This window comes from Micromonospora sp. NBC_01699, assembly GCF_036250065.1.
Lineage (GTDB): Bacteria > Actinomycetota > Actinomycetes > Mycobacteriales > Micromonosporaceae > Micromonospora_G.
In genome coordinates this window covers 7,093,970-7,110,739 of the sequence record NZ_CP109199.1, presented here as the reverse complement: position 1 = coordinate 7,110,739, position 16,770 = coordinate 7,093,970, and the positions used below count along the sequence as shown (strand labels likewise).

Sequence of the window (16,770 nt, the reverse complement as noted above, 5' to 3'; positions counted from 1 at the left end):
CTCCGGTGGTAGGTGCTTTGGCGGGAGTGTTGGCCGCTGTGTGTTCGTGACGGAATCTGGATCGTCGGCGAGGTAGGGGTCACCCGCGAGCGTCCATGCTTGGGTGAGGTCATGGTCCCTCTTCCGAGGGGGCGACCGGCGCCGATTGGCCCGCCAGATGATCGACCCTGTCGAATGTGGGTGGAGCGTCGGGAATGATCACAAGCGATTGATTGGTCGAATTCTAGATAGTCTCAGGGGTATCAGATGCATACCCGGTATGCAATGCTGACCCGTGTCCATGCAGGACCTGGCATCCATGAGATGTCGAACGGGGAGGTTTGTGTTGCACGTACCGAGGAGATTGACCGCGGTCGCACTGGGGATCGGGTTGGTGCTCGGCACCGGCTCGGCCGGACTGGCCGCACCAACGGCGGCGAAGCCGCAGCCGGCCGCACCGACCGCGCGGGCGCAGGCCAAGCCGGTCACCGTGACCCTGTTGACCGGTGACCGGATCACGCTCGCGTCGCCCGAGGCCCGTACCGGGTCGGTGCAGCCGGGCAAGGGGCGCGAGCAGATGCAGTTCGTCGCCAACCACGAGCCGGACGGGCTGTACGTGGTTCCCCGGGACGCCCAGCGGCTGATCCGGTCGGGACAACTCGACCGGCGCCTGTTCAACGTCACCGGGCTGGTGCAGGCCGGCTACCACGACGCCGCGCGGGACAACCTGCCGCTGATCGTGACCTACCGTGCCGGGGCCGTCGCCTCCGCCGCCGGCACGCTACGCGGTGTCGGCGCCCGGGTCACCCGGGAACTGCCGGCGATCGGCGGTGCCGCGGTGGCGGCCACCAAGGCCGGGGCCGGCGCCTTCTGGGCCGGCGTCACCACCGGTGAGGGCGGCGCCGCCCGCGCCGACACCGCCGGTGGCATCGAGAAGATCTGGCTGGACGGCAAGCGGCAGCTGAACCTCGACCACAGCGTGGCGCAGATCGGCGCCCCGGCCGCGTACCAGGCCGGTTTCACCGGTCGGGGGGTCACCGTCGCGGTGCTCGACACCGGGGTCGACGTGAACCACCCCGACCTGGTGGGCCGGGTCGCCGAGGCGCGGAACTTCAGCGAGGAGGCCGAGCCCGGCGACATCGTCGGACACGGCACCCACGTCGCCTCGATCATCGCCGGTAGTGGCGCCGCCTCCGGCGGCAAGTACCGGGGCGTCGCGCCCGACGCCACCCTGGTCTCCGGCAAGGTCTGCGAGCTCTACGGCTGCACCGAGTCGGCGATCCTGGCCGGACTCCAGTGGGCGGCCGTCGACAAGCAGGCGGACGTGGTCAACATCAGCCTCGGCGGCTACGACACACCCGAGATCGACCCGCTCGAAGAGGCCGTCAACACCCTCACCGCGCAGACCGGCACGCTCTTCGTCATTGCCGCCGGCAACGACTACACGGACGCCTCGGTCGGCTCGCCGGGCAGCGCCGACGCCGCCCTGACCGTCGGCGCGGTGGACCGCGACGACAAGCTCGCCGACTTCTCCAGCCGGGGCCCGCGAGTCGGTGACGACGCCGTGAAGCCGGACATCACCGCGCCCGGTGTCGAGATCGTCGCCGCCAAGGGCGCCGGCACCGAACTCGGCACGCCGGTGGGCGAGCACTACGTGAGCGCCTCCGGCACCTCGATGGCAACCCCGCACGTGGTCGGAGCGGTCGCACTGCTCGGCCAGCAGCACCCGGACTGGAGTGCGGCACAGTTCAAGGCGACGCTGATGGCCTCGGCCAAGCCCGACCCGACGCTCACCGCGTACCAGCAGGGAGCCGGCCGGGTCGACGTGGCCCGCGCCATCACCCAGCCGGTGACCACCGACCCGGCCAGTGTCTCGTTCGGTCGCACCAGCTGGCCGCACACGGACGACACGGCGGTCACCCGGACCGTCACCTACCACAACCCCGGCACCGCCGAGCTGACCCTGGAGCTGGCTCTCCAGGCGAGCGGCCCGGACGGGGTTACGGCACCGGCCGGCCTGTTCCGCACCAGCGCGGACCGGGTGACCGTGCCGGCCGGCGGCCAGGCGGCGGTCACCGTGACCGCGAACACCAGCGTGGCCAGCGCGGACGGCTACTGGTCCGGTCGGCTCACCGCCACCGCCGGGGCGACCGTGGTGACCACGCCGGTCGGCGTGCACAAGGAGGTCGAGAGCTACGACCTGACGCTCACCCACATCGACCAGGCCGGCAACCCGGCCGTGGAGTACAACAGTCTGCTGGTCGGGCTCGACTACTTCCTCTTCGCCGGCGTGTACGAGGAGGACGGCACCCTGACCACCCGCCTGCCGAAGGGGCGGTACGGGCTCAACACCAACATCTTCCGTGAGCGGGCCGAGGAGGAGTACGACGCCACCATCCTGGTGCAGCCGGAGCTGACCGTCGACCGGAACACGACTCTCACGCTCGACGCCCGTCGGGCCCGACCGGTCCAGGTGACGGTGCCGAAGCGGTCCGCCGCACCGGCGCTGATCGACCTCTCGGCCAACTGGGTGACCGACGACGGCAGCTTCGGTACCACCCTGCTGGCCGACTCGTTCGAGGGGCTCACCGCCGGTCCGATCGGCAGCGGGACGGCGACGGCGGGCTTCAGCTCCCAGATCGGCAGCCAGTGGGCGGAGCCGGGTCCGGAGAACGACTTCGCCGCCAGCCCCTACCTGTACGCGGTCGCCGACCTCTTCCCCGGTCGGTTCCCGAACGGGTACGTCCGCCACTACCGGGACCGGGACCTGGCCACGGTGCGCAACGACCTCCGGGGCAGCCTGAACGGGCAGGACGCGTACCGCGTGCTGTTCCCAGCCTTCGTGGAGAACACCGGCGGTTGGGCGATCGTCCTGCCGGTGGACGTACCGGGGCAGCGGGTCGAGTACCTCGGCACCGACGCCGGTGTGCGCTGGGAATCGACGTTGGAGTTCAGCGTCCCCGACGACGAGGGCTGGCCGCTGACCCAGGCGGTGTTGGCGTCGCCGCCGACGGCGTACCGGGCCGGGCGGGACTACCAGCAGGTGTGGAACGAGGCGCCGTACGGGCCGTTGTTCCCCGATTCGCGTTGGCCGGACGAGGGTCTCGTGCGGTGGGGCAACTTCATCGGGGTCAGTCTGCCGGTCTACGGCGACGCCGCCGGGCACGGTGGCGGTTCGCTCACCACCACCGCCCGGACCGCGCTCTACCGCAACGGCGAGCTGGTCGGCGAGGCCCCGGATCCGGGCTTCGGTGGGTTCGAGGTGCCGGCCGGCCGGGCCGACTACCGGTTGGCCGTGTCGGCGACCCGGACCGTCGCGGAGCTGGCCACCTCGACCGAGGTGGCGTGGACGTTCCGCTCCGGGGAGGTGCCGGGCGACGAGTACGTCAAGCTGCCGGCGATGGCGATCCGGTACGCGCCGAAGCTCGACGTGACCAACGCGGCCCCGGCCGGTCGGCAGTTCGACATCCCGGTGACCGTGCAGCGGCAGCCCGGTGCGCCGGGCGCGCAGGTGCGGCGGCTGACCGTCGAGGTGTCGTACGACGACGGGCGTACCTGGCGGGACGCGGACGTCCGGTCGACGAGGTCCGGTTGGGTGGCCGGCGTACGGCACCCCGCCGGGGCGAAGTACGTGTCGCTGCGGGCGAAGGCGACCGACTCGGCCGGTAACACCGTCACCCAGCAGGTGATCCGCGCCTACAAGCTGAAGTAGCACGGGTACCCGCCGGTGCCGGCTCAGGACGAGTCGGCACCGGCGGTACCGCGTCCGGGGTCAGTCGTTCGCGTGCAGGGCGGCGTTGAGTTCGATGCCGTGCCCGGTGCGGGGCCGGGCCTCCAGGGCGCCGGTCACCGAGTTGCGCCAGAACAGCAGCCCGGCCACGCCGGAGAGTTCGCGGGCCTTGACCACCGTCCCGTCCGGCAGGCTGATCTTGGAGCCGGCGGTGATGTAACAACCCGCCTCGACCACGCAGTCGTCGCCGAGCGAGATGCCGATCCCGGCGTTCGCGCCGAGCAGGCTGCGCTCGCCGATGCGCACCTTCTCGGTGCCGCCGCCGGAGAGCGTACCCATGATCGAGGCACCGGCACCGACGTCGGAGCCGTCGCCGACCACCACCCCGGCCACGATCCGGCCCTCCACCATCGAGGTGCCCAGGGTGCCGGCGTTGAAGTTGCAGAAGCCCTCGTGCATGACGGTGGTGCCGGGCGCCAGGTGGGCGCCGAGCCGGACCCGGTCGGCGTCGGCGATCCGGACCCCGGACGGCACCACGTAGTCGGTCATCCGGGGGAACTTGTCCACCCCGTACACGGCGAGGTGGCGGCCGGCGGCCCGTTCGATCACCCGCAGCTCGTCCACCCGGTCCGGCGGGCACGGCCCGGCCGAGGTCCAGGCCACGTTCGCCAACTGCCCGAAGATGCCGTCGAGGTTGAGCTCGTTGGGCCGCACCAGGCGGTGGGAGAGCAGGTGCAACCGGAGGTACGCGTCGGGGGCGTCCTTGATCGGGTCGGCCAGCGAGCCGATTTCCGTGATCAACACCACCGTACGCAGACCGGGCAGTGCCCGTTCGCCGACCGCTCCCGGCGGCAGGTCGAGTACGTCCGCCTGCTCCTCGCCGGGGACCAGCGGCAGGGCGCCCAGGCCCAGCTTGCCGGTCGGGTACCAGGTGTCGAGCACCTGGTCGTCGGCGGTGATGGTGGCCAGTCCGATACCCCAGGCGGGCTGCGCGGTCGTCACTTGGTCATCCTCTTCGTTCGGGAACGCGGGCTCGGCCGTAATGGTGAAACGCGGCTCGCGAGTCGTGGACGGCACAGGTCGCCCGCTCGGTCCGCGCCCGCACATTCCTGACGGTACCGTGCCGGACATGGAGAACCCGCTGACCCCCGAGGTGTTGGCCGATCCGGTCGCGTTGACCCGTGCCCTGGTCGACATCGAGTCCGTCTCGCTCAACGAGAAGGAGATCGCGCACCACGTCGAGGAGGTGCTGCGCTCGGTACCCCACCTGGACGTGCGGCGGCACCAGAACACGGTGATGGCCCGTACCGACCTGGGTCGTTCGCAGCGGGTGGTGCTGGCCGGGCACCTGGACACGGTGCCGTTGAACAACAACTTCCCGTCGACCCGGGAGGGGGATCTGATCTACGGCTGCGGCACCTCGGACATGAAGTCCGGCGTCGCGTACGCCCTGCACCTGGCCGTGAGCCTGGCCGATCCCCGGTACGACGTGACGTACCTGTTCTACGAGGCGGAGGAGATCGACAGCCGCTACAACGGGCTGACCCTGGTCGCGCGGGAGCATCCGGAGTGGCTCAGGGCCGACTTCGCGGTGCTGCTCGAACCGACGTACGGCGTGGTCGAGGCCGGCTGCCAGGGCACCCTGCGGGCGGTCGTGACGACCACCGGCCGGCGGGCCCACTCGGCCCGATCCTGGCGCGGGGTGAACGCCATCCATGCGGCCGGCGAGGCGCTCGACCGGTTGGCGGCCTATCAGGCGCGGACGGTCACCATCGACGGCTGCGTCTACCGGGAGGGGCTGAACGCGGTCGGCATCCACGGCGGAGTCGCCGGGAACGTGGTGCCCGACCGGTGCGAGATCGAGGTCAACTACCGGTTCGCGCCGGACCGGTCGCCGGCCGAGGCGGAGGCACACGTACGCGAGGTGTTTGCGGGTCTGGAGCTGAATCTGGTGGACGTGGCCGCCGGGGCGCTGCCCGGTCTGGGCGCGGCGCCGGCCCGGGAGTTCCTGACGGCGGTCGGTGAGGAGCCGGTGGCGAAGCTGGGCTGGACCGACGTGGCCCGGTTCGCCGCGCTCGGCATCCCGGCGCTGAACTTCGGACCGGGCGACCCGAACCTGGCGCACGCGCCGGACGAGCACGTGGAGATCGGGAAGATCCGCGACGGGGCGGCCACCCTGCACCGTTGGCTCGCGCCGGCCTGATCGGGCGGATCGGCGGGCTGGCCGGGCCGGTCCGGGCCCGGCCGGCCTAACCGCCGATCAGCGAACCGTCGCCGGCACCGCCGGGTGTTTCCGCCGCCACGGTCGAATGGTCGAACCCCGTGTCGTCGGCCGGATCCTGCTGGCGGGCCACGCGGCGTTCGGCCACCACGGCACGGATTCGCTGGTGCATCTGTCGCCGGAGCCGGATGATCTCGTTGTTGTTGATCACGGTGCGCCTCCCCCCAAAGGTGTCCGGCGGCGCTGCCGGACCCCGTGCATACCCGGTATGTGAATAGTAAGACGCATCCGGACTCCGCCGGGTTGCACCCGGCGCGCGCACTTTTCCGACAGCCGGGGTGAGTTGCCGACGCGGCCGGGCCGTCCCACTACCGTGGACGCATGAGCCACAGCAAGGGACGCACCGGCAGGGTCCGGGGGCCGGAACGGCACGGCGGCGGGGTCACCCTGCGCCGCGACGCCATCCCGTTCAGTACGGCCGACCAGCGCCTACTCGACTCGCGCAGCCGGGGCGACTGGAAGACCAAGGACGCCTGGCGGGCGCTGCGGATCCTCTCCGAGTTCGTCGAGGGCTTCGACACCCTGGCCGACCTGCCGCCCGCGGTGAGCGTCTTCGGCTCGGCCCGCAGCCTGCCCGACAGCGACGAGTGCCGGCTCGCCGAGGAACTCGGTGCCGCCCTGGCCCGCGCCGGGTACGCGGTCATCACCGGCGGTGGCCCCGGCGTGATGGAGGCGGCGAACCGGGGCGCCACCGACGCCGGTGGTCTCTCCGTCGGGCTCGGCATCGAACTGCCGTTCGAGCAGGGCATCAACGACTGGGTCGACATGGCGATCGACTTCCGCTACTTCTTCGCCCGCAAGACCATGTTCGTCAAGTACGCCCAGGCGTTCGTCGTACTGCCCGGCGGGTTCGGCACCATGGACGAACTGTTCGAGGCGCTGACCCTGGTCCAGACCGGCAAGGTCACCCGCTTCCCGGTCGTACTGATGGGCGAGGCGTACTGGAGTGGGCTGCTCGCCTGGCTGCGGGACACCCTCGCCGCGACCGGCAAGATCGGTGCGGCCGATCTCGAATTGATACTGGTCACCGATGATGTGACCACCGCCGTCGGGCATATCATCGACGCAGACGCCGCGCTCGCCGCGGAACAGGAAGCGCTCCAGGAGACGGCCATCGCCCAGGCGGGGGCCGACCAGCAGGCCGCTTCCACCACTCGTGAAGGGTGAGTCGATGGCCGCCATCTGCGTTTTCTGCGCCTCCTCCCGTACGCTCGACCAGCGCTGGCTCGACCTCGCCACCGAGACCGGTGTTGAACTCGCCCGACGTGGCCACACCCTGGTCTCCGGCGGCGGCTGCGTCGGCATGATGGGGGCGCTCGCCGACGGCGCCCGCGCCGCCGGTGGGCACACCCTCGGCATCATCCCGCAGGCGCTGGTCGACCTGGAGGTCGCCGACCGCAACGCCGACGAGTTGGTGATCACCGACGGCATGGCCAGCCGCAAGATCGCGATGATCGACAAGTCGGACGCGTTTCTCACCCTGCCCGGCGGGCTCGGCACCCTCGACGAACTCTTCGAGGTCTGGACCATGGCCACGCTGGCCATGCACCACAAGCCGGTGGTGCTGCTCGACCAGGACGGCTTCTACACCGGCCTGCTCGACTGGCTGTACGGACTCGCCCCCAGCCGCTTCGCCCACCAGCGGGCGATGAACCTGCTGGTAGTGGTCGACTCGGTGGGCGCCGCGCTGGACGCCATCGAAGCCCGCCTCAACTGAGGCGCAACCGCCCGGTGACCCGATCGGGTCGGCCGACGGCAACAGGCAGCCCCTGCCTACCCACGAGCGTCGGGGCGGCATGGTGTGATGGGCGGCGTGCAGGCGTACCAGCTGGTTCGCCGGCCGGCCGAGGCCGTGCCGGCGCGGATTGCCGACCCCCGGCAACAGCAGGTGGTCGAGCACGTCGACGGGCCGCTGCTCGTACTCGGCGGGCCGGGCACCGGTAAGACCGGCACCGTGGTCGAGGCGGTGGCCGCGCGGGTGGCCGAGGGGGTCGACCCGGAACGGATCCTGGTGCTGACCTTCGGCCGGCGGGCCGCCACCGCGCTGCGCCACCGGATCGAGGCCCGGGTCACCGGCATCGGCGCCCGCGTCATGCACGAACCCCTGGTACGCACCTTCCCCGGTTACGCCTTCGGCCTGCTGCGCCGGGCCGCGGCCGAACGCGGCGAGCCGTCACCCCGACTGCTCACCGGACCCGAGCAGGACCTGATCATCCGTGAGCTGCTCGACGTGGTCGGCGAGCAGAGCCCGGCCGACCCGGACGCACCGGCCGACCGGATCGGCTGGCCCGAACAGCTCCGGCCGGCGCTGCGCACCAGGGCCTTCGCCGGCCAGCTCCGTGACCTGATGCAACGCGCCGCCGAACGCGGGGTCGGACCGGTCGAGTTGGCCCGGCTCGGCGAGCGCCTGGGCCGGGCCGACTGGCCCGCCGCCGCCCGCTTCCTGCGCGAGTACGTGGCCGTACTGGCGCTGCGCGACGCGACCGGCCGGGGCTCGATCGCGTACGACCCGGCGGAACTGGTCCGAGCCGCCAGCGGACTGCTCGCCGACGACCCCGAACTGCTGGCCGCCGAGCGCCGCCGGTTGACGTACGTCTACGTCGACGAACTCGCCGACACCGACCCGGCCCAGCTCGAACTGCTGAACCTGGTGGCGGGAGGTGGCAAGCCACTGGTTGCGTTCGCCGACCCGGACTCCTCCACGTACGCGTTCCGGGGTGCCGACCCGGCCGGCGTCGCCGCCTTCCCACACCGGTTCCGTACCGCCTCCGGCGCGCCGGCCCGAACCGTCCTGCTGGGCACCGGTTACCGGGGCGGTGCCGGTCTGCTCGGTGCCGCCGCCCGGGTGTCCCGCCGGCTGCGCGGACCGATCGCGCACCGGCAACTGGCACCACTACCGGACACCGACCCCGGCACCGTCGAGGTCCGTACGTTCCGTTCCGCAACCGGCGAGGCGGCGTACCTGGCACACGCGCTGCGCGCCGCCCACCTGATCGACGGGATGCCCTGGTCCCGGATGGCGGTGCTGGTCCGCTCGGCGCCCCGGCAACTGCCCTCGCTCCAGCGGGCGCTCCAGGCCGCCGGGGTGCCGACCGTCGTACACGCCGAGGATCTGCCGCTGCACCTGCAACCGGCGGTGGCGCCGCTGTTGCTGCTGCTGCGCTGCGCGCTGGAGCCGAGCCGGCTGGACGAGGAGGCGGCGGTCGCGCTGCTGCACTCGCCGCTCGGCGGGGCCGACCCGCTGGCGCAACGGCGGCTGCGGCAGGGCCTGCGCGCACTCGCGCTGGCCGCCGGTGACCGCCGACCCTCGGGGGAACTGCTGGTCGAGGCGCTGCGCGACCCGGCCGAACTGGCCGCGATCGAACGACGCTGGGCGGCACCGGCCCAGACGGTCGCCGGGCTGCTCGCCACCGCTCGAACGGCCGCGGCCGCCCCCGGCGCCACCGCCGAACAGGTGCTCTGGGCGATCTGGCAGGACAGCGGGCTGGCGGAACGCTGGTCGGGCGCGATCGGCCGGGGCCGGACCGCCACCGGCGAGGGCGAGAACGCGCCCCGCTGGCGGGCTGCCGCCGCCGACCGGGACCTGGACGCGATAGTGGTGCTCTTCGACGCCGCCGCCCGGTTTGTCGACCGGCTGCCGGGTGCCCGTACCGAGGTGTTCCTCGACCACGTGCTGGGTCAGCAGTTGCCGGCCGACACCCTGGCGCCGAGCGCCGATCCCGGCGAGGCGGTCCGGCTGCTGACCGCACACGCGGCCAAGGGACTCGAATGGGACCTGGTCGCGGTGGCCGGCGTACAGGAGGGGACCTGGCCGGACCTGCGGCTGCGCGGCAGCCTGCTCGGCTCGGAGCGGCTGGTCGAGGTGCTCGCCGGCCGGTCCGACGGCACCGGGCTGGCGGCCAGCCTGGTCGGGCAGACCTCGGCGTTGCTGGACGAGGAGCGCCGACTGTTCTACGTGGCGGTCACCCGGGCCCGGCGCCGGCTGCTGGTCAGCGCGGTCGCCTCGGCGGCGGTCGGCGGGATGGACCACGAGGAGCAGCCGAGTCGGTTCCTCTACGAGCTGGCCCCTCCGGCCGACCCCGGCTCCCGCCCGGTCGGTTCGTCCGCCCCGGATCCTTCCCCGTCGCCCGCCCCGGACGGCCCGCCGGGCCCCGCTCCGCAGGGCTCGAACGGCCCGGTTCCGCAGGGCTCGAACGGCCCGGTTCCGCAGGGCTCGAACGGCCCGGTTCCGCAGGGCTCGAACGGCCCCGCTCCGCAGGCGACGGCAGTGCCGCAACCGGTGGTGCCGCAACCGGCGGCGGTAGCAAAGGCAGCGGAGGCATCGCAGGCGGAGGCATCGCAGGCGGGGGAGGAGCCGGGGGAGTTGCCGGTGGAGCGGGCACCGAGGGCGCTCACGCTGCCGGCGCTCGTGGCGGAGCTGCGTACGGTGGTGGTCGACCCGGCCGCGTCCGACCAGCGGCGGCAGGCGGCTGCGGCCCAGCTCGCCCGGCTCGCCGTAGCCGGTGTGCCCGGCGCCCACCCGGACGACTGGTGGGGCCTGCGGGCGCTCTCCGACGACCGGCCGCTGGTCGACGAGGGCGAACCGGTCCGGGTCACCCCGTCCACCATGGAAAGTGCGCTCCGGTGCAGCCTGCGCTGGCTGCTGGAACGGCACGGCGGCGCGGCCCCGGCCAGCGGTGCGCAGGGCGTGGGCAACCTGGTGCACGCCGCCGCCATGCTGGCCGAGGACGCCAGCGCCGACCGCTCCCAACTCATCGAGTACGTCACCGCCCGGTTCGACGTGATCGACCTGGCCGCGCAGTGGATGGCCGGTCCGGAGCAGCAGCGGGCCGAGGCGATGGTCGACAAGCTGCTCCGCTGGCTGGCCAGCAACCCGCGTCGGCTGCTCGCCATCGAGCACGAGTTCGCGGTCCGGCTGGACGACCCCGTCCGGCCGATCGAGCTGACCGGGCGGGTGGACCGGCTGGAGGTCGACGCCGACGGCCGGCTGGTGGTGATCGACCTCAAGACCGGCAAGTCCACCGCGGTCACCGGCACCGAGCTGGCCGAACACCCGCAGCTCGGCGCGTACCAGGCGGCGGTCGAGGCGGGCGCGTTCGCCGAGTTCGGCGACTCCTCCGGCGGAGCGGCCCTGGTGCAGCTCGGCACCGGCACCAAGGACGCCAAGGAACAGGGCCAGGCTCCGGTCGGGTCGGCCGACGAGGCCGGCTGGGCGCGGGCGATGGTCCGACGCACCGCCGATACGATGGCCGCTTCGACCTTCGCCGCGGTCGCCAACAGCAAGTGCCGGGTCTGCCCGGTCCGGACCAGCTGCCCGGTCTCCGGCAAGGGCCGCCAGGTGGTCGAACCGCCCGCCCGGCGGCCGGGGATGACGCCGCCGACCCAGCGTGGAGAGCAGGATTGAGCCAGTCGTCGCTGTTCGCCGCGCCGGCACCGCCGCCGACGCGGGCAGCCGACGCCGGCCCGCGCTACACCCCGTTCGAGCTGGCCAAGCTGCTCCGGATGGAGCACGCACCGACCCGGGAACAGGCGGCGATCATCGCCGCGCCCGTCGAACCGTTGCTGGTCGTCGCCGGGGCCGGCTCGGGCAAGACCGAGACGATGGCCGCCCGGGTGGTCTGGCTGGTGGCCAACGGGTACGCCCGACCCGAGCAGGTGCTCGGGCTCACCTTCACCCGTAAGGCGGCCGGTGAACTCGCGCACCGGATCCGTACCCGGCTCGACCAGTTGGTGCGCAGGCTCGGGCGGGACGGTCGGGACCCCGACGGCGACCCGCTCGGTGGCGAGCCGACGGTGGCCACGTACCACTCGTACGCGGCCCGGATCGTCACCGAGCACGGGCTGCGGGCCGGGTACGAGCCGTCCACCCGGCTGCTCACCGAAGCCTCCCGGTGGCAGCTCGCCGACCTGCTGGTCCGCACCTACGACGGCGACATGTCCGACGTCGACCGGATGCCGAGCACCATCACCGACGCGGTGCTCGCCCTCGCCGGTGAACTGGCCGAGCACCTGGTCACCCCGGACGAGCTCGCCGCCTGGACGGGCAGGTTCTACGCCGAGGTCAGCGCCCAGCCGGGCAGGATCTACGCCGACGTCCGCAAGGCGCTCACCATCCAGCAGATCCGGCTCAAGCTGATGCCCCTGGTCCGCGCGTACGACCAGCGCAAGGACGACTTCGAGGCGATGGACTTCGGCGACCAGATGGCCCGAGCGGCCCGGGTGGCCCGGGACCACCCGGAGGTCGGCGCGATCGAACGCGAGCGTTTCCGGGTGGTGCTGCTCGACGAGTACCAGGACACCAGCCACGCCCAGGTGGTGCTGCTGCGGGCGCTCTACGGCGGCGGGCACCCGGTCACCGCCGTCGGCGACCCGTGCCAGTCCATCTACGGCTGGCGCGGGGCGAGCGCCGGCACCCTGGACCGGTTCCCGACCGAGTTCAACCACACCGGTGGCCGCCCCGCCCGTACCCTGACGCTCACCACGAGTTGGCGGAACCGGCCGGAGATCCTCGGCGTGGCCAACGGGCTCGCGGTTCCACTGCGGGCCGCCGGTGCCCGGGTGAGCGAGCTGGCCGCGGCGATGCGGGTGAAGGACCCGATCCCCGGCCGGACGGCACGCGGGGCCGCCGGCGGGACCGTGCACTGCGCGCTGCTGTCCACGTACGAGGAAGAGGCCGACTGGATCGCGGACAGCCTGCTCGCCGCCTGGCGGGGGGCGGCCCGGATGCCGTCGGCGCTGCCCGAGCACATCCCGGTCGACCGGCGGCCGACCAGCGCCGTGCTGGTCCGGGTACGCAGCCAGATCCCGGCCATCGAGGCGGCCCTGCGCGAGCGGGGACTGCCGGTCGAGGTGGTCGGCCTCGGCGGCCTGCTGGACACCCCCGAGGTACGCGACGTGGTCTGCACCCTGCGGGTGCTCGCCGACCCGACCGACGGTGCCGCCCTGCTCCGGCTGCTCACCGGCGCCCGGTGGCGGATCGGCCCGCGTGACCTGGTGGCGTTGCACAAACGCTCCCGGGCCATCGCCACCGCCCGGCGGGAACTGCCGCGCGCCGACGGCGACGCCGAGCCCGAGATCAGCACCGACCGGCTGGACGACGCCACCCTGGTCGAGGCGCTGGCCGATCTCGGGCCGCCGCAGTTGTACTCGGCCGAGGGCTATGCCCGGCTGCGCGCGTACGGCCTGGAACTCGGCCTGCTCCGGCACCGCCTCGACCAGTCGCTGCCCGACCTGGTCGCGGACGTGGAGCGGACCATCGGCCTGGAGGTGGAGGTCGCCGTCCGGGCCGGTACGGACGGCCGGGGCGGCGACGCCGGCCTGGCCCGCGGCCACCTGGACGCCCTCGGCGACGTCGCCGCCCGGTTCTCCGGTGACTCGACCAACGCCTCCCTCTCCGGCTTCCTGGCCTTCCTCGCCGCCGCCGAGGAGGAGGAGCGGGGACTGGCACCGGGCGAGCTGGAGGTGATGGAGGGCGCGGTGCAGATCGTCACCGCGCACGCCGCGAAGGGCCTCGAATGGGACGTGGTCGCGGTCGCCGGGCTGACCCGTGGCGTCTGGCCCGGACCGGTCCGCAACTCCGACCACTACCTGCTCGGCCTGGGGGTGCTGCCGTTCCCGCTGCGCGGTGACGCCGACGGGCTGCCGGTGCTGGACCTTGACGAGGTGGCCGACCAGAAGGGCGTGATGAAGGCGCTGACCACCTTCACCGAACGGTGGCGGGCACACGACGAACGCGAGGAGCGCCGGCTCGCGTACGTGGCGGTCACCCGACCCCGGCGGCTGCTGCTCTGCTCCGGCTACTGGTGGGGAGACGGGGCGAAGCTCGCTCGCGGTCCGTCGGTCTTCCTGCGCGAGGTGTACGACCGCTGCCTGGCCGGCGACGGTTACGTGATCGACGCCTGGGCGCCCGAGCCGGCCGGTGACGCGGTCAACCCGACCACCGAGGTGGTGCTGAAGGCCGAGTGGCCGGCCGACCCGCTGGGCGGTCGACGGCCGGCGATGGCCGACGCGGCGGCCCTGGTCCGCCAGCAGATGGCCGCCGACACCGCTCCACTGTCGCCGGCCAGCCCGGCCGCCGAGCCGGCTGCCGACGTTGGCGCCGATCCGGATGGTGATCCCGTTGCCGATCCGGATCCCGACCGGTGGCGGCGGGAGGCGGACCTGCTGCTCGCCGAGCGGGCCGAACTGGCCCAGCGGGTCGGGCCGATCGAGGTAACGCTCCCCGGTCACCTCTCCGTATCGCAACTGGTGGCGTTGCGTCGCGATCCGCACACGCTGGCCCGTACGCTGCGCCGGCCGATGCCGGCCCGGCCGGACCCGTACGCCCGCCGGGGGACCGCCTTCCACGCCTGGCTGGAGCAGCGGTTCGGGGCCGGCCGGCTGCTCGACATCGACGAGCTGCCCGGAGCGGCCGACGAGGACGCCGCCCCGGACGAGGCGCTGGTCGAGTTGCAGCAGCGGTTCCTGGCCAGCGAGTGGGCCGACCGGGTGCCGACCGAGGTGGAGGTGCCATTTGCCACAGTGGTCGCCGGGGTGGTGGTCCGGGGGCGGATGGACGCGGTGTTCAGCGGGCCCGGCAGCCGGTTCGACGTGATCGACTGGAAGACCGGGCGGGTCCCCGAGGGGCCGGCGGCGGATGCGGCGGCGGTGCAGCTGGCCGCGTACCGGCTGGCCTGGGCGGAGTTGGCCGGCGTGCCGTTGGAGCAGGTCCGGGCCGCCTTCCACTACGTACGCGAGGGGGTCACCGTGCGCCCGGTCGACCTGCTCGACGCCGACGGTCTGGCGGCGCTGATCACCGAACTGCCGGTGGCTTGATAGATGTTCCGGCCGGTACGTGCTAGGCTGACCAAGTTGCAGTTTTGGTTCCCAGAGACTCTGTGTGCGCCTGCGGGATTGTAACCCAGGCGCTCTTTGTTATGTCCGGAGTTCTCCGGGCGGGGCGACCAGGGGGCGACACCGATCCGCGCCTGCCGGGCGCGGGCGATTCTCTTCGGCCCGCAAAAGTGCGGGACCGATCGTTCCGTCAAGGAGACGAAACAAATGGCAATTGGCACCGTCAAGTGGTTCAACGCTGACAAGGGCTTCGGCTTCATCACCCCGGACGGCGGCGGCGCCGACGTCTTCGCCCACTTCTCGGCGATCCAGTCCTCCGGCTACCGGAGCCTGGACGAGAACCAGCGGGTCGAGTTCGAGGTGACCCAGGGCCAGAAGGGCCCGCAGGCCGAGAACATCCGGCTGATCTGAACCCAGTTACACCCCACTGCGCCCGCCGGGCGCGGTGACGTGACCGGCCCGCGCCATGCTGGCGCGGGCCGGCCCCGCGTATTCCCATCGGTTCGTGCTTGCGATCGCTGGTGGAGCCATTCACGGCTCCCGGCGGCCAGTGCCCCACGGGCACCTTCCTCGACACGTGCCGCCTTGAGGAAGGTGCTATCCATGACCCATGCCATCGCGTCGTTCACCGACGCCCCGCTCGCCCCCGCGCTGCGTACCGCGCTGGTGGCGAATGGCATCACCGAGCCGTTCCCGATCCAGTCCGCCACCCTGCCCGACTCGCTCGCCGGGCGGGACGTGCTCGGCCGGGGCCGCACCGGATCCGGCAAGACGCTCGCCTTCGGGCTCCCGCTGCTCTCCCGTACCGCCGGCCGCCGGGCCCGCCCCGGTCAGCCGCTGGCCCTGGTGCTGGTCCCGACCCGCGAACTGGCCCAGCAGGTGACCACCGCGCTCGCCCCGTACGCCCGCGCGGTCAACCTGCGCTGTGTCACCGTCGTCGGCGGCCTCTCCCTGCAACGCCAGGCGGACGCCCTGCGCGCCGGTGCCGAGGTTGTCATCGCCACGCCGGGTCGGCTCGCCGACCTGACCAACCGGGGTGACTGCCGGCTCGACCAGGTCACCATCACCGTGCTCGACGAGGCCGACCAGATGGCCGACATGGGCTTCCTGCCCCAGGTCACCCGGCTGCTGGAGCAGGTCGCGCCGAACGGGCAGCGGATGCTCTTCTCCGCCACCCTGGACCGTGGCGTCGACCGGCTGGTACGTCGCTTCCTGACCGACCCCGTGTCGCACTCGGTGGACCCGGGCACCGCCACGGTCACCGCGATGACGCACCACGTACTGCACCTCGACGCCGCCGACAAGGCCGCCACCACCACCCAGATCGCCGCCCGCGAGGGCCGGACGATCCTGTTCACGGGTACGAAGCACCGCGCCGACCGGCTGGCCCGGCAACTCCTGGCCAGTGGCGTACGCGCCGCCGCCCTGCACGGTGGCAAGTCGCAGCCGCAGCGGACCCGGGTGCTGGAGCAGTTCCGCAACGGCCAGGTCACCGCGCTGGTCGCCACCGACGTGGCGGCCCGTGGTATCCACGTGGACGGGCTGGACCTGGTGGTGAACGTGGACCCGCCGACGGAGGCGAAGGACTACCTGCACCGTGGCGGTCGTACGGCCAGGGCCGGCGAGTCCGGCGCGGTCGTCACGCTGGTCACGCCCGACCAGCGCCGGGACATGGCCCGGCTGATGGCAACCGCCGGGATCCGGCCGGAGTCGGCACAGGTCCGACCGGGCGATGCGGAACTGGTCCGGGTGACCGGTGCCCGCGTCCCGTCCGGCGTACCGGTGACCGTCGCCGCCCCGAAGCCGGCCCAGCCCGCCCCCGCCCAGCCCGGCGGCGCCTCCCCCCGAGCCCAGCACCGCAGCTCCGGCCGCACCCGCCGCCCCCGCCGCCCCACCACCCCCCGCCCCGCCTAACCTCCACCCCTCCCCCCTTCCCCCCTCCCCCCTC

General features: G+C 73.0%; 10 protein-coding genes. 8 read left to right on the top strand and 2 right to left on the bottom strand.

Translation table 11 applies throughout. The features are described 5' to 3' along the window. The first annotated feature begins 343 nt into the window (after positions 1-343). Complete coding sequence (locus OG792_RS29200; RefSeq protein ID WP_329104271.1) at positions 344-3,691, top strand: S8 family serine peptidase; 3,348 nt, start codon at positions 344-346, stop codon at positions 3,689-3,691. 60 nt (positions 3,692-3,751) lie between these two features. On the opposite strand, the gene dapD is transcribed toward OG792_RS29200, so the two are convergent. Continuing rightward, positions 3,752-4,711, bottom strand: coding sequence for a 2,3,4,5-tetrahydropyridine-2,6-dicarboxylate N-succinyltransferase (dapD, locus tag OG792_RS29195; RefSeq protein ID WP_329104269.1), 960 nt, complete (start codon positions 4,709-4,711; stop codon positions 3,752-3,754). Between the two features lie 127 nt (positions 4,712-4,838). Here dapD and dapE point away from each other — a divergent pair, with 127 nt between their 5' ends. After that, on the top strand, positions 4,839-5,912 hold the full coding sequence (dapE, locus tag OG792_RS29190) for a succinyl-diaminopimelate desuccinylase (RefSeq protein ID WP_329104267.1): 1,074 nt from the start codon (positions 4,839-4,841) through the stop codon (positions 5,910-5,912). 46 nt (positions 5,913-5,958) lie between these two features. Here dapE and OG792_RS29185 read toward each other — a convergent pair whose 3' ends face one another. Then, positions 5,959-6,141 carry a hypothetical protein gene (locus OG792_RS29185; protein ID WP_329104265.1) on the bottom strand — a complete coding sequence of 61 codons (183 nt, stop codon included), beginning with the start codon at positions 6,139-6,141 and terminating at the stop codon, positions 5,959-5,961. A gap of 170 nt (positions 6,142-6,311) precedes the next feature. On the opposite strand from OG792_RS29185, the gene OG792_RS29180 reads away from it, so the two are divergent. The 6 genes from OG792_RS29180 (at position 6,312) to OG792_RS29155 (ending at position 16,736) form a co-directional block, all read left to right on the top strand. Then, on the top strand, positions 6,312-7,157 hold the full coding sequence (locus tag OG792_RS29180) for a TIGR00730 family Rossman fold protein (RefSeq protein WP_329104263.1): 846 nt from the start codon (positions 6,312-6,314) through the stop codon (positions 7,155-7,157). Positions 7,158-7,161: 4 nt separating this feature from the next. Next, complete coding sequence (locus OG792_RS29175) at positions 7,162-7,707, top strand: TIGR00730 family Rossman fold protein (protein ID WP_329104261.1); 546 nt, start codon at positions 7,162-7,164, stop codon at positions 7,705-7,707. Positions 7,708-7,803: 96 nt separating this feature from the next. Continuing rightward, entirely contained in the window at positions 7,804-11,394 is a 3,591-nt protein-coding gene (locus OG792_RS29170) for an ATP-dependent helicase (RefSeq protein ID WP_442932321.1), read from the top strand. Further along, on the top strand, positions 11,391-14,804 hold the full coding sequence (locus OG792_RS29165) for a UvrD-helicase domain-containing protein (protein ID WP_329104257.1): 3,414 nt from the start codon (positions 11,391-11,393) through the stop codon (positions 14,802-14,804). Before OG792_RS29170 ends, OG792_RS29165 begins: the two co-directional genes overlap by 4 nt. 225 nt (positions 14,805-15,029) lie before the next feature. Next, entirely contained in the window at positions 15,030-15,233 is a 204-nt protein-coding gene (gene cspE / locus OG792_RS29160) for a transcription antiterminator/RNA stability regulator CspE (RefSeq protein ID WP_326562658.1), read from the top strand. A 192-nt stretch (positions 15,234-15,425) separates the two neighbouring features. Continuing rightward, a complete protein-coding gene (locus OG792_RS29155) occupies positions 15,426-16,736 on the top strand; it encodes a DEAD/DEAH box helicase (protein WP_329104255.1) in 1,311 nt (436 codons plus the stop codon). Positions 16,737-16,770 lie beyond the last annotated feature (34 nt).

What these genes read in the sequence shown, in the direction of transcription:
- dapE (WP_329104267.1), top strand. Translation starts at nt 4,839, where the DNA reads ATGGAGAACCCGCTGACCCCCGAGGTGTTGGCCGATCCGGTCGCGTTG.
- OG792_RS29180 (WP_329104263.1), top strand. Translation starts at nt 6,312, where the DNA reads ATGAGCCACAGCAAGGGACGCACCGGCAGGGTCCGGGGGCCGGAACGG.
- OG792_RS29175 (WP_329104261.1), top strand. Translation starts at nt 7,162, where the DNA reads ATGGCCGCCATCTGCGTTTTCTGCGCCTCCTCCCGTACGCTCGACCAG.
- cspE (WP_326562658.1), top strand. Translation starts at nt 15,030, where the DNA reads ATGGCAATTGGCACCGTCAAGTGGTTCAACGCTGACAAGGGCTTCGGC.
- OG792_RS29155 (WP_329104255.1), top strand. Translation starts at nt 15,426, where the DNA reads ATGACCCATGCCATCGCGTCGTTCACCGACGCCCCGCTCGCCCCCGCG.